This window comes from Actinoplanes flavus (assembly GCF_017592555.1).
Taxonomy (GTDB): Bacteria; Actinomycetota; Actinomycetes; order Mycobacteriales; family Micromonosporaceae; genus Actinoplanes; species Actinoplanes flavus.
Map to the genome: position 1 here is coordinate 126,088 of NZ_JAGFNS010000021.1, position 13,897 is coordinate 139,984.

Consider the following 13,897-nt stretch of genomic DNA (forward strand, 5'->3'; position numbering starts at 1 on the left):
TATGCACCTCTACCACCCCGTGATGTTCGTGGGGCTGGGCGGCACCGGCTGCCGGATCGGCGCCGAACTCGAACGCCGGCTCCGTGAGGAACTGTGCGGCCCGGACGGGCTGAAACTGCACGGTCCGGCGTTCGGCCTGACCGAGCTGCGCCCGTTCGAACTGCCGTCGTGCCTGCAATTCGTCTACGCCGACCTGAGCGAGGACGAGCTCGGCCAGCTGCGGCGGCGGTCGGTGCCCAACGAGGCGCACTCGGAGGTCGCCGATCGGACCGCCTACTACGCCTACGACCTGCTTCCGCAGTTCCGCAGCTATCCGGAGGTGGCGAAGTTCCTGCGGGTGAAGGCGGCCGATTTCGTCCGCGACTGGCTGCCGCCCGGCGAGCACGAGCCGATGGTGGTGCCGTTGCGCCTGGGCGCCGGGCAGCTGCCGACCGTCGGGCGGGCCGCCCTGTACGCCACCGTCTCCGATTCGGTCGAGGTGCTGCGGCAGCCGATCATCCGGTCCATCGGGCGGATCACCAACTCTGCGCCGGAGCTGCGGCTGCTCAACCCGGCCCGGGAACCGGGCCTGCAGACCGTCGACGTGTTCGTGGCCTTCTCGGTGGCCGGCGGCACCGGCGCGGGCATCTTCTACGACTACCTGCACATCGTCGAGTCGGCGTTCCGGCAGGCCGGGATCGACGCCAAAATCTATCCACTGGTGTTGATGCCGTCCGCGTTCGAGGCCGGCAGCGGCGGCGGCGTCACCGCGTCGCTCAACGCTGGCCGGGCGCTGCTCGACATGTTCCGCCTGGTCGACGAACTGAACCAGGATCAGCGGGCGCACGGCGACCTGGGCGGCACGCCGACGGTCCGGGGCCGTCACGTCCGCTATCCCCGTGAGGGTGACGTGCCGATGCGGCTCGGCGCGATGCAGACCGCGTTCCTGTTCAGCAAGGCGGTCGGGATCGCCCGCGACGACCTGCACCGGTCGATCGTGGCGTTGATCCTGTCGCTGGTCGGGCTGGACGTGCCGGCCGGGGGCCGCGACGCCGGCGGCCCGGTGTCGTTCGCCGACAGTTTCATCAACGGCGTGGTGGAGCGGCAGAGCATGTCGCCGACCCGGATCGGCTGCCGGGGCGTCTCGACCAGCCTGGTGGGGTCGCTGACGGTGCCGTTCGACGATCTCGCCGACATGTTCGCCGGCCGGCTGCTCGGCCGTGGGGTCCGCGAGTTGCAGCTGGTGCCGCCCGGCCGGTCGGAGTCCAACCGGGACCTGATCCGGGAGTTCTTCAACGGCTCGTCGGTGGGGCCGGTGTGGCAGCGGGCCGCCGGCGCGTTCGACGATCCGGCCGCGGAGCAGGGCATCAAAGGCGCTGCCACGATCCGCGCGATGCTGCGGGAACGTGGCGTCCGGATGGGCGACAGCCTGCAGAACCTGGACCAGACGCTGCTGCGGACCATGCCGGAGCTGGTGCGGGACTTCAATCCGGCGGACGGGGCGCGGTCGGTGCTGCGGCACGCCGATCTGTTCCGGCTGCGGCGGGTGGTGCTCGGTGAGGCGGCGCTGGCCGAGAACATCGACCAGCTCGGGGTGCGCGGGGTGATGGAGAGCCGGCGGGTACCGCCGGCCGCGCCGGTGAAGGCGTGGGAGAGCGATCCGCGGCCGCCGCAGCTGATCGAGCTGCGGGACCGGATGGGTGGGCTGGTCAAGGCGGCGGTCAGTGAGAAGCCGGTGGTCGACACCATCGCGTTGCAGGACGAGTGGTTCCGGTACCGGGCGCGGCGGTTCTGGCATGCCAGCTGGAACGATCACCGGCAGACGTGGCAGCAGCGGCTGACCCGGTTCACCGGGCATCTGCGGTCGCTGGTCGAGGAGCTGACCGCGTACGAGCGTGGCTGTGAGGAGGCGTTCAACCGGCGGGCCGAGGAGCTGTACCGGGCGCGGGTCGGCGTCACCTATCTGCTGCCGCCGCGGCAGGACCTGGAGCAGACGTACGCCGAGATGCTGCGCCGGCTGGCCCGCCGCGGCAAGCGGGAGAACGCCACCGAGGGCGAGATCCTGAACGCGCTGCTCGGCCCGGACGGCTGGGCGAACGCGCTCGCCGAGGCGTCGGTGCTCGGCCGGTCCGGCGGCGCCGAAGGCCTGCGTACCATCCTCGGCCTGCTCAAGCAGGAGGTCGCGGGGATCCTGCGGGGCGGCGACCCGGACGAGGTGCCGCTGCTGCCGCACATGAGCAGCCTGCTGCGGGTCGCGGCCAAGCGGGCGCAGGACGTGCCGGTGGCCGACAGCGACGTGCAGCAGTTCGTCGGGACGCTGTCCGGGATGCTGCCGGGCGGGTTCATGCCGGAGGGGTCCGGACAGCTGTCGGTGCTGGTGGTGTATCCGGCGGCGGAGGCCGACGAGCTGGTGGAGAAGTGGCTCGGCGGGCAGCTGCGGGTCGTCACCCGGCGTGGTGACCGGCCGGTGCAGTTCCGGGCGGTGGAGACCGAGTCGATCACGGTGGTGCTCACCCGTACCGGGATGGGGGTCACCGAGGTGCCGGAGCTGCGGCAGGTGCTGCTCGACTGGGCCGGGGCGGTACGGGAGCCGAGGGCCGACTCGTTCCTGCCGTGGCGGCAGCGGCTGGGTTTCGGTGAGGACTGGCTGGCGACCACCGAGGCGCACCGGGAGGAGATTCTGCTGCGGTTGCTCTGCGCGGCCTGGAACGGGCAGGTGGAATGCTTCGGCGGGATGGAGTCGCCGGAACGGATCCGGATCGCGTTGAGCCGGCGGCCGGACGCCGAGGCCATGGTGCTGGAGTTGGGCGCGTTCGGGCGGGCGTCGTCGTGGGGCAGCCTGCTGCGGCAGTACGAGACGTGGACGCTGGCCGACGGTGGGGAGATCCGCCTCAACTTCTGCGCCCAGCTGATGGAGTCGATGCCGAACGGATTCACCGGGATCCTCGACGATCCGCATCCGCTCTACTGGCAGCTGGCCGGGATGGCCGACCGGCAGGTGAAGGTGCTCACCGAGATGCGGGAACGGATGCCCGCCGGGGCGCGGCAGCGCTGTGAGCAGATGATCGGGTTCTGGAGCCGGACGTTGCCCGCGGCCCGGCAGCGGACCTTCCTGGGTGAGGCGCCGAACGGCAACTCGCTGGCCGCGCTGGAGATCACCGTCAAGAACCGGCACGACGAGCCGTGAGCCGCGGCCCCGCCGGAGCGGTTCCGGTCATCGACCTGCGGCAGGAGTACGCCGAACTGGTGTCCTGCCGTGACTTCGGCGACTACGTGCAGCGGCGGGCCGGGTTCCTGCTGCCGCACGACCAGCTCGACGACCACGTCGACGTGAGCGGTGTGGTGGTCGTCGACGACGCGGCCGCGCTGCCGGGGCACACCGCCGCGCTGGCGTCGGTGCTGGCGTCGCCGGCGGTCCGGCAGATGGTCTGCGTCGTGGTCGGGACGGCCGCATCGGACGGCGGCGCCACGATCGTGTTGCCGTCGGTGCTCAGCGGCGAGTTCGTGACGGTGCTGTGGGCGGGTGATCCGGACGGTGTTCCGTGGCGGCTCGACGGTGGCGCGGCATCACTGGTCCGGGTCGGATCCGCCGCCGAGCCGCCGTTGGCCGACCTGCTGGAGGCGCTGCGGGCCCGGGAGGTGTTCCAACAGGTGCTGGCGACGGCCGCGGTCACGCAGACGCGGGTCGCCGCGCCCGCGGTGCGGTTACGGTCCGGCCGGATGGGTGCGGACGCGCTGGCGGCGGTGCGACGGCGGGCCATGCTGGCGGTGGCCACCGGTGTGGACCCGTACGATCCGCAGCCGGACGCCCCGGCCTCCGATCACGACCTCGTCGAGGACCTGGACACGATGCGGCGCCGGTACGTGCCGTCGTCGCACGCCGAGCCCGGCGGCCGGGTGCGGGCCGCCCGGCAGGCCGCCGAGTCGGCGGTGACCGCTGTCGAGCAGGCCGTCGCCGCGGCGGTCCGCCCGTGGGCGGTGTGGGCGCCGTTCGCCGGTGTGCCGGTGGCGAGGCTCGCGGCGGCCGCCGCCGGGCACCTCGGCGACTACCGGGACGTGCTGGCCCGACTGTTCCAGCGTTTCGACCAGTGCGGCGACGACCAGCGGCGGGCGGAACTGCGGCGCGAGGGCATCGAGTTGCCGGCGGTCACGGTCACCGCGGCGATGGCCGCCGACGACGTACGCCGCGCCGTGCACCGTTCGCTGGAGTCCGGCCGGGGCCTGGAGCAGACGGTCCGGCCGTTGCGGGCGGCGGCGGCCCGGATGCTGCCGATGGGCAGCGCCGCCCGCCGGCCCGACCTGGACCGGGCGGTGGAACCGATCACCGCGCTGCCGCCGATGCCCGGCGGGTTCGGTAGCGCGCTGGTCCCGCTGCTGATCCTGCTGGCGCCGCTGCTCGCCGGGCGGGTGGGCGGGATCGCCGCGGTGCTGCTGCTGACCCTGGGCGCCGGGCTGCTGCGGGCCAAACGCCGGCACCTCGGGGTGTCGCCGCCCGAGCCGGGCCGGGATCTGGGCCGGGTACTGACCGTGCTGCTGCTGGCCACCTCCGGGCTGGTCGGCGGGGAGGCGCTGCGGCTGTCGGGGATGCGGTGGCCGTACCCCTTGATGGGTTTCGGTGTGGTCTTGGCGGTGATCACGCCGATGCTGTGGTGGGCGCTGGCGGCTCGCCGCTGGCACGCCCGGGTCGGTGTGCCCGGCATGGTGCGTCCCGCGCTGCACGGCCTGGACGGCGTCTGTCACGACACCATCACCGAATGGGCGGTGACCGAGGACCGTCGCCGCGCCTCCGACCTGCTGCGGGCCACCGCCGCGGCGCTCGACGCGGTCGCCGGGGTGCTGCGCGACGGCGCCGCGAAGCTGCCGGCCGAGATGGCCGCGCATTCCAGCGGGCGTGCGGTGGCCGCGGTACGGCAGGACCTGACCGCTCTGGTACGGATGTGCATGCAGGCGCGCTGGCCGGAAGCCGCCGCCGGTGACCTGGCCGGGATGGCCGAACGCAACGAGCGCCGGTCCGGTGAGCTGCTCGCCGGCTACGAGCGGCATCTGCACCGGTGGGGTGTGCAGGAGCCGCCGCCCGGCTGGCCGGCCCGTCCGGAGGCCGACCAGCTCACCTGGTGGCAGGACGGCAACGGGCTGCGTGACGCCGTGTTCGCCGACGGCCAGCCGGTCCAGTTGCTGTGCGGCGATCAGCAGACCAGCCTGCTGAGCCGGGATCCGCACCGGGCCACGACGATCCGGTTCGCGCCGCGGCACGCCCGTTCCACCTTCACCGACCGTGATCACGACGACCAGGGCGGCTACCCGCCGGTGCCGCCGGCCGCTCTGGCGGATGTGGTGTGGACCGGCACCGGCACGGCCGCCGGGCTGGTGCATCTGGTCCCGTTGCGGTCCGGGGTCCGCTACGTCCAGTCCGAAGGGGGAAGCTGATGGTCGACACGGTGCGTGACCAGACGTTGGATTTCCTCACCCCCGCAGGCGACGAGGTCCGGTGGAACGTGCGGCCGGAGCGTCCGGCGGCGCCGCGCCCGTCCCGCCGCTCCGCCGTCATGGAACGGGTGGTGCTGGTCCGCGGCAGCGACCAGCCGCTGATCCAGCGGCGACTGGACCCGCGGGCGGATCCGCACCGGCTGGACACCGAGATCGCGGCCGGTCTGCGGCTGGCCCGCCGCTACCCCGAGAACGGCTATCCGGCGGTGCTGCCGCGGCTGCTCGGCTACCGGGCCGACGTCGACGAACCGTACGTGCTCTGGCAGCCGCCGCCGGCCACCCAGGTCGGGCAGGTGGCCGCCCGGCTCGGCAACGACGCCATCGACCGGGTGTTGTGCGACCTGCTGACCGGGCTGGCGCACCTGGCCGCCGCCGGCATCGTGCACCGGGGCGTCAACGATGCGCGGGTGCGGTGGACCGGCGAGGGCGCGATGATCGCCGGCCTGCCGGTCGCCGTGTTCGCCGGCGACACCCGCACCGGGTTCGGCCGCGAACCGTGGGCGTCGGCCGAGCAGGTGCGCGGGATCGGCCGGGCCGACCCGCGCGACGACGTGTGGAGTGCCGCCGTGCTGCTGGGGGTGCTGCTCGGCCTGGACGGCGACTCGTACCGGGACCGGCTCGGCCCCCGCTATGCGGTGCTGCTCGGCGACGCGCTGGCGCCCCGGGCCGCGCAACGCCCGACCGCCGCGGAGCTGCTGCGGACGCTGAGCTGGCCGGTGCCGGTGCTGGACACCTCGCCGCTGGACAGCGGCCGGGAGCAGTTCGAGCGGATCCGGGTGAGCCGGGCCGGCGCCGCCGCACCCGCCCCGCGGCCACCGCAACGGCGTCGCCGCTGGTTCTGGTCCATCGGCCGCGGCAGCACCGGCCCGGCCACCCGCGACTGCTACCTCTGCCTCGACCCGGTGTCCTGGGCCGAGACCGACCTGTTCGTCTGGACCGACAAGGGCTACCAACCCCTCGACCTGGGTACGGCGGGGCCGCAGCACCGCCGGGAGTACCGGCTGCGGCAGGCGTTCCGCCGCTGCCCGAACCGGGCCGGCGAGATCGGCCCGCACTATCTGCCGGCCGCCTACCTGCGCAGCGGGTCGCCGATCAACATCGGCCTGATCGGTGACACGGCGGCGGGCAAGACCCATCTGCTGGCCGGGATCATGCAGGAGATCGAGAGCGGTGTGCTCGGCGACTTCGGGATCATGACCAGCGCCGTCGACATCGCCTGGCACGACGACTTCCGCCAGTCCCGGATGAACCGGCTGTACCGCGACGGCGAGGTGCTGGAACACACCCGGCCGGTGGACACCGTCGACTTCGCCGACGGGCTGATCCTCGGCACCGGATCCCGGGAACGGCCGATGATGTTCTTCGACATCGCCGGGGAGATGCTGCAACCCGGCCGCAGGCAGAGCCGGGCCACCCAGTTCCTGGCCGCCGCCGACGCCCTGATCTTCGTGGCCGACCCCGTCCGCTCCGACCCGGACACCACGTTCGAGGCGGTCATCGACCGGCTCGCGCACCGGCGCGGCCCCGACGGGCTGCTGGACATCCCGTCGGTCGTGGTGGTCACCAAATCGGACCTGCTGCGGTTCGAGGAGCCGGTGGACCGCTGGATCCGGGCCCGCCGTGCCGACGGTCCGGCCGAGAGCCGCGACGTGTACGCCTACCTGCACCAGCGGGGCCGGACCGCCCAGCTGGCGCCGGTACACCGCATCCGCCGGTGCACGCTGCATTTCGCGTCGGCGACCGGTGGCCGTGACCGGGGCGGCCGCTACCCGCACGGCGCCCGCCCGCAGCGCTGCGCCGAGCCGCTGATCTCGCTGCTCGCGATGCTGGGCGCCCTGCCGGACCGCGCAGACGGGGACGGTTGATGCCGGGTCGCGTCGACCTGCTGGTCTTCGAGTGGGCGCCCCGGCTGCCGGGCGGCGGCAGCGGTCTGGGCATGGTCGAGTCCACGCTGCCCGCCGAGCAGCGGCAGGTCTGGGCGGAGCGCCTGGAACGGCGGGTGTCCGTGCCGTCCGGCGGCGCCGGGCCGAGCACCTGCTATCTCCGGTACGGCGACCAGGCGGCGCTCCTGCACCGGTTCCCCGTCCGGGACGCGCACCACCGGTGGGCGTCCAGCACCCAGGTGCTGGTCGGGCCGCCGTCGGTGATCACCATGCGGCGGGCTGTCGCGCTGCGCCCGGACCGGGCCCCGCAACGCTTCGACCAGCCGGCCGACGGCTATCCACGGTCGTGGGCCGACGCCAGCGACCTCGCCGCCGACCTCGACCGGCAGGCCCGCCTGCATCGCCGGGAGGCCACCGTGGTGGTGGCCGAACTGAGCCGGGCCCGCCCGCACGGCTGGGCGGTACGGGCGGGCGACATCGATCCGCGGGCGTTGCTGTGGACGGTCGCGGCCTGCCACGGCGACCTGGCGTTCTCCACCTGGGAAACCGAGATCACCGACCCTGAGCTGCCGGTTCTGGTCTTCGTCGACGGCCCGCCGGCCCGCTCCAGCGTCGGCACCGCCCGGCACTGGATCGACCTGGGCGCCGCCAGCGACCTGCCCGCCCGCGACCTCGCGAACGCCGCCGACCTCGTCGACACCCACACCGGGCGCCGCGGCGGCCCGAAACCGCGGACCCGTGACATCGGCACGGCCAAGGTCACCGTGCCGGCGCCGACCGCGTTCTCGCTGCACCTGCTGATGCTCGTCGTCTGGTGGGCCGTGGTCGCGGTCCTGCTCACCGTACTGAGCGCCGGATGACGAACCCCGCCACCTCACACCGGTGGCCGCTGTTCCCGCGCGCCGATCCGGGCGACCTGCTCCCCGCCGTGCTGCCCGCGGTGAGCATCCTGGTGCTGGGCGCGATCCTGCACGCCGCATCGGTGCCGCTCGTCCTGCTGATCGCTCTCGGCGTGGGCGGCTGCGGTTACCTGATGTCGATCGCGAGCCTGGACCGGCATGCCGTGCCGGCGGCCCGTCTGCGGGCGGTGATCTCCATCTTCACCATGCTGGCCGCGTCCGGGCTGATGCTGCGGACGTTCACCGGCGGCGGCACGACCCGGGAATGGTTCGTCTACGGGCTCGGCATGGTGTTCTTCCTCGTCGCCGCGGAGATCGGCGCCCGCTGCGACGACCGGCCGAACGCCGTGGCCATGGCGGTCACCGGGCTGGCCGTGCTGGCCGCGATGACAGTTCCGCTGTGGCACGACGAGGCCGCCTGCGCCGGCGGCAGCGGCTGCGTCGCGCCGCTGCCGCCGATCACGCTGGGGATGGCGTTCCTCCTGGCGAGCGGGCTGGCCGCTCGCATGATCCGGCCCGATCTCGCCTACCTGGCGGTGGCCGTCACCCTGCCGACCGTCACGGTTCTGGCGATCCTGCGTGACCGTGCCACGGCGGTCCTGCTCGGCCCGGTCCTGTACGCGGTGACGCTGGCCGACCTGTCGTCCGCGCCCCCGGTCGGCCGGGTCGCGCGGCGCCGGCTGCTGATGCTGCTCGTCCTCGTTCCGGCGGTGCTGGTGGCCGGTGTGCAGTCGTTAGCGGCGCTGCTGCGCTTTCTGCAGGCTCCGGAAGCGGCGTCTCCCGCGTACCGGCCGGGGCTGCTCGGCCGCGGCGGCCCGGTGTTCCTGGAGCCGATCGGCCAAGTGCTCGTCGTGCTGCTGGTGGCGGTGCTGCTGTGGAACGTGGTGCATCTCTGCGCCGTGGTCCGGCGGCGGCGGCCGGGGTTGCCGGCGCTGCTGGCCGCCGGGGTCGGCGCCCATCTGATCGTCTCGTTCGCCGTGCCGTGCCTGGCGTGGGCCGGACTGCCGGCCCCGGCGGGGTTGAGGACGCTGCCGCCGGCCGCCGACGCGGTCGGTTTCCTGGTCGCCTTCGCCGAGCTGGGCCTGCTGATCGGTGCGGCCACCCCGCCCAGGACCACGCCCGGATCGGTGGCCGGCCGCGGCTGAAGCAGGCACAGGCGGCCACCGGTCGCCCGCGGGTTGCCGACGGCACGTACGCTCTCCGGACGTTACAGGCACGCGGGGAGGCTGGCGTTTTGCAACCTGAGGTATCGGTCGACATCGAAGGCCTGCACGCGACGGGAATCCGGATCAGAACTCCGCTGGTCGGCGTGGACCACGCCATCAGCCAGGAACTGCCCCGCCTGACCGTCGCCGGCGGCGCCGCGAGCTGGGACGCCGCGCCGGTCGTCCAGGAGACCGCAGCGCGATGGTCGGACTATCTGCGGGACCTGACCCTACGGACCCGGCGGCTCGGCGATGACCTGATCGCCACCGCCGACGAGTTCAAGGCGGCTGACCAGGCGTCGGCGCACTCGTTCAACATCCCGATCCCCGCGGCTGAGCCACCGGCGGCCTCCTACAACTTCCCGGTTCGCTGAGACACCCGATGACCATCACTCTGCAGACCCTTCACGACACCGACTCCAACGCCTTCGGGCAGGCCGCCGACGCGTGGGGCCGGCTGGCGGCGGCGTTGGACGCCCGGCTGGACGAGTTCACCGCCGACTCCCGGGACCTGCCCGACGTCTGGCCGACCGGGGCGGACGCCGAGCGACGCGTCGCGGTGCTGCGACGCGAGATCGCCGACGTTCACGAGCCGTGCCAGAACATCAGCCTCGCGTTGCGTGCCCACGCCGACACGGTATGGCAGCTCAAGGGCGTCCTCGCCGACATTCTCGCCGAGTGCGCCGGCAACGGGATCGCCGTCGACCTGACCAGCGGGACCGTCTCCGCGGTCCCGGGCAGCGTCACCGACACCGCGCAGGCGGCCCGGATCTCCGGCCTCGTCGAGGGCTACCGGGCCCAGCTCTCGGATCTGCTGATGCGGGCGATCCGCCTCGACCAGGACACCCGCGCCGTGTTGCAGGCCGGCATGCCCGCGATCGGCAGCGGCTTCACCACCGGCGGCTCGACCATGGCGCAGTGCATGATCGACCCGACGGGCAAGACACCCGCCCAGATCCATCAGTGGTGGGACGGGCTCAGCCGCTGGCAGCAGGACCAGCTCATCACCGACTTCCCGGCGCAGGTCGGCGCCCTCGACGGCGTACCGGCCGACGACCGGGACAAGGCCAACCGCCTCGCCCTGCACCAGCAGAAACAGGCCGTCGTCGACCTGCTCGCCGCCGGCCACGGTGACCAGTACGAACTCCGCGAACAGCTGCAACGGATCACCAAGGTCGAGCAGACCCTGCAGCGGCTGGGCGACCGCGGCTACCTGTTGATGGTCGACACCGAGGCCTACGACGGCCACGGCAAGGTCGCCATCGCCGTCGGCAATCCGGACACCGCCCGGCACACCGGCGTATGGGTGCCGGGCCTGAGCACCACGATGTACGGCTCGATGGACGGCAACATCGATCGCGTCATGCGGATAAACGCCGCCGCGGACCGGTTGACCGACGGACGTTCCGGTGACGTCAGCACCGTCTACTGGCTCGGCTACGACGCCCCCGACCTCGACAACACCTCCGTGCTCGGTAACAGTCGCTCCGAGTCCGGCCGTGACCCGTACCTCGGTTTCATGAACGGCCTGCGGGCCACCCACGAGGGCGATCCCACCCATCTGGTGGCGATGGGCCACTCGTACGGCTCCACCGTCATCGGCGAGGCAGCCGCCACCGGCAACCTGCCCGCCGACGACATCGTGGTCGCCGGCAGCCCCGGCATGCACGTCGACAGCGCCGACCGGCTGCTCGACGACCCCCGCCACGTGTGGGCCGGCGCCTCCGACAGCGACCCGGTCGCCGACACCCCGATGATCAGCACCTCCGACCGGATCGCCCTCGGCCTCACCAACCCGAGCCTCGGCCTGACCGCCTGGGGACTCGAAAGCGCGGCCGACGCCTCACACGGCGCCGCGCCGACCACCGACGGGTTCGGCGCCAACACCTGGAAAGCCGACACCGACGGTCACACCGGTTACTGGGAACCCGCCAGTGACAGCCTGAACAACCAGGCCCGCGTGCTGGCCGGACGCTACGACCGCGTGACACTCGAGAACGGCGAAGCCCCGGAGAACATCCCGTGAGAATCATGAGAAACCGTCGCACCCGGGCCGCTGGGTTCGCCCTGACCGCACTGCTGACCCTGACCGCCTGCTCGGGAGAAGACATGGAAACCAAGTCCGAGGCCGACGCGACCGCCCTCGTCCAGCAACACGCCGACGCGATCGCCGGGCTGGTGGGCACATCCCTGCGCAACCCGGAAACCGGCCCGCTGCCCTGCACCGGCAAACTCGGCGAGAGCAGCCGCAGCGTCTACGCCATCCAGGGCGTCTACAACATCGACGCCCCGGACGGCGAACAGCCTCGGGCGGTCATCACCCGAGTCCGTACGGACTGGACAGCCAAGGGCTACACCATCACCGACGACCGTGAACTCGGAACCTACGACGCGGTCCTGACCGCGAAGACTCCCGACGGCTACAGCCTCGACCTGGAGACCGTCTCACCGGAAGCCTTCGCGATGATCCTCCACTCCCCCTGTTTCCGGCGCCCCTGACCACGCCGGCGGCCGTGCACTGTGGATCGGTGCCGGGCGCGCGATCTCCACCTGTGGAGATCGCGACGATGATCGACGTGCCGCAGCCACTCGAGCAGGTAGGGGCCTTCTCGCCGGGGACCATCCGGGCCGGAACGCGACCGGGGCGGTATGTCGGAGATTCCCTCCGCGTCCGACGGGCACTCAGTTAGCCTCAGGATGCGCGATTCATGCGTTTTGGGGGGTGGCGGGTGGACCCCGGGAGCGTAGCTAGACAGCCGCAAGAGGTCCCGGTACGCCGAGGTCTGTGGGCGTACGCAGCCGTGGTGATCGCCGGCGCGCTGGTTGTCGTGCCGTTCGCCGGCCACGACCTCGGCGTCTACCCCTACTTCTTCGTCGTGTTCCTGGTCCTCATGCCGACGGCCGACCTGCTGACCGCGCACCTGTTGGGGCAGCAGTTCCTGGCCGACGGGCGACTGGCGACGTTGGGGCTGTCGACGGCGTATCTGTTCTCCAGCATGGTGATGGTTCCCTACGCCATCGCCTTCACCCGGATGCAGCGGTCGAGTCCCGATTCGACGTGGTCCGAGGTCAGTACACCGTGGTTGGGAATGGTGATCGTCGCCGGGTTTCCCCTGCTGGTCGCGGCACAGCAGTGGATCGTGGCAGCGTTGCCGCCCCGATGGAACGAATTCGCCCGGAACCGACGGCGCATCACCGTCGCGGCCACGGTCGGTGCGGCGGTGACACTGGCGGCCGCGGTGACCGGTCTCGTGATCGGCGCCGCAAGCTGGATGCCCCATTTCTATCAGAGTGGTACGCCGACGGCAGCCGGTCGAACGATCTTCGGTGTGGCGCTGCTGTGCACCATCGCCAGCCTGTTCGCCGTGGCCAGGAACGTGCGCCATAGACCGCCGGTGGAACGGTGGGTGGTGGTCGCGATCAGCGCGTCACTGGCCACCGCGCTTCTGACCGTGGCCGCTCCACAGCGCTACACGGTCGGCTTCTATGCCGCTCGTATCACTCTGCTGGTTTCCTCCCTGGTGGTTCTGATAGCGCTGCTCGGCGAAGCCGCGACGCTCTACCGCCGGCTCTCGGCGGCCCACGACGACCTTGATCTGGCGCACCGCGAACTGGGCCGGCGAGCCGAACATCTCGCCGTCGCCAACCGCGAACTGGAGGCCGCCGACGCCTGGAAGAGCGACATCCTCGCCACCCTCTCTCACGAGATCAACCAGCCCCTGACAGTGATCTCGGCATACTCAGAGGAACTGACCCACGACTGGGACACCACCACCGACCAGCAGCGACGCGCCTCCGTCGAGGCACTGGACAGACGGGTCACCGAACTGCTCGACATGGCCGCGCATCTGCTGGCGCTCTGCCGCGCCGAGCGCGGCGACATCCGCACCCAGGCGGTCGCGCTGCCGGTCGAGCAGGTGTTGACGCGGGTCACCGACAACCTGACCCGGCAGGCACGCGGGCGGGTCAGCGTCAGCTGCGGCTCGCCGGGCGCCGTCGTGTGGGCCGACCCGGTGCACACCCACCAGGTGCTGGCCAACTTCGTCACCAACGCCGTCAAGTACAGCCCCGGCGCCATCCACATATCGGCAACCCTCGACGACACCGGCGCCCGGGTCCTGCTCGCCGTCAGCGACGAAGGCGAGGGCGTACCACCGGATTTCGTCGCGCACCTGTTCGACCGCTTCGCCCAAGCCGACCGCGCCGGCGCGGCGAGGACGGGCGCCGGTTTCGGGTTGTATCTGTCCAGGCTCCTCGCCGATGCCAATCACGGCGACATATGGTACGAAGCGGTCGTCCCGCACGGCAGCCGGTTCGTGCTCGCTCTCCCCAGCGCCCCACGCAGCCCCGAAGCGACGACTCCCGTCGAGGGCGGGGGGGGGCCCCCCCCCCCCCGCCCCCCCGGGCGAGGCGGGGGGGGGGCCCCGCCCCGGGACGCCGCCCC

9 protein-coding genes are annotated in these 13,897 nt (G+C 72.4%); all 9 read left to right on the top strand.

Annotated elements, in window-relative coordinates; all coding sequences use genetic code 11:
* Position 1: 1 nt before the first annotated feature.
* Positions 2–3,166 (top strand): tubulin-like doman-containing protein, encoded by a 3,165-nt coding sequence (locus J5X75_RS28705; RefSeq protein ID WP_208470639.1) that lies wholly within the window; start codon positions 2–4, stop codon positions 3,164–3,166.
* On the top strand, positions 3,163–5,406 hold the full coding sequence (locus J5X75_RS28710; RefSeq protein ID WP_208470640.1) for a hypothetical protein: 2,244 nt from the start codon (positions 3,163–3,165) through the stop codon (positions 5,404–5,406). The genes J5X75_RS28705 and J5X75_RS28710 overlap by 4 nt, the downstream gene beginning before the upstream one ends.
* Positions 5,406–7,331, top strand: a complete 1,926-nt coding sequence (locus J5X75_RS28715; protein ID WP_208470641.1) for a TRAFAC clade GTPase domain-containing protein — start codon at positions 5,406–5,408, stop codon at positions 7,329–7,331. The genes J5X75_RS28710 and J5X75_RS28715 overlap by 1 nt, the downstream gene beginning before the upstream one ends.
* Positions 7,331–8,209, top strand: a complete 879-nt coding sequence (locus tag J5X75_RS28720; protein ID WP_208470642.1) for a hypothetical protein — start codon at positions 7,331–7,333, stop codon at positions 8,207–8,209. The genes J5X75_RS28715 and J5X75_RS28720 overlap by 1 nt, the downstream gene beginning before the upstream one ends.
* Positions 8,206–9,393 carry a hypothetical protein gene (locus tag J5X75_RS28725; protein WP_208470643.1) on the top strand — a complete coding sequence of 396 codons (1,188 nt, stop codon included), beginning with the start codon at positions 8,206–8,208 and terminating at the stop codon, positions 9,391–9,393. Before J5X75_RS28720 ends, J5X75_RS28725 begins: the two co-directional genes overlap by 4 nt.
* A gap of 89 nt (positions 9,394–9,482) precedes the next feature.
* Entirely contained in the window at positions 9,483–9,827 is a 345-nt protein-coding gene (locus tag J5X75_RS28730; RefSeq protein ID WP_208470644.1) for a hypothetical protein, read from the top strand.
* A gap of 8 nt (positions 9,828–9,835) precedes the next feature.
* Positions 9,836–11,479, top strand: a complete 1,644-nt coding sequence (locus J5X75_RS28735; protein ID WP_238489642.1) for an alpha/beta hydrolase — start codon at positions 9,836–9,838, stop codon at positions 11,477–11,479.
* A 5-nt stretch (positions 11,480–11,484) separates the two neighbouring features.
* Positions 11,485–11,952, top strand: coding sequence for a hypothetical protein (locus J5X75_RS28740; RefSeq protein WP_208470645.1), 468 nt, complete (start codon positions 11,485–11,487; stop codon positions 11,950–11,952).
* Positions 11,953–12,257: 305 nt separating this feature from the next.
* Positions 12,258–13,897, top strand: a 1,640-nt coding sequence (locus J5X75_RS28745) for a sensor histidine kinase (protein WP_208470646.1), incomplete at its 3' end; no start/stop codon positions are given.

Bases quoted from the DNA above. Each gene is read 5' to 3' on its own strand.
- J5X75_RS28705 (WP_208470639.1), top strand. From the start codon at position 2: ATGCACCTCTACCACCCCGTGATGTTCGTGGGGCTGGGCGGCACCGGC.
- J5X75_RS28740 (WP_208470645.1), top strand. From the start codon at position 11,485: ATGAGAAACCGTCGCACCCGGGCCGCTGGGTTCGCCCTGACCGCACTG.
- J5X75_RS28720 (WP_208470642.1), top strand. From the start codon at position 7,331: ATGCCGGGTCGCGTCGACCTGCTGGTCTTCGAGTGGGCGCCCCGGCTG.
- J5X75_RS28735 (WP_238489642.1), top strand. From the start codon at position 9,836: ATGACCATCACTCTGCAGACCCTTCACGACACCGACTCCAACGCCTTC.
- J5X75_RS28725 (WP_208470643.1), top strand. From the start codon at position 8,206: ATGACGAACCCCGCCACCTCACACCGGTGGCCGCTGTTCCCGCGCGCC.
- J5X75_RS28715 (WP_208470641.1), top strand. From the start codon at position 5,406: ATGGTCGACACGGTGCGTGACCAGACGTTGGATTTCCTCACCCCCGCA.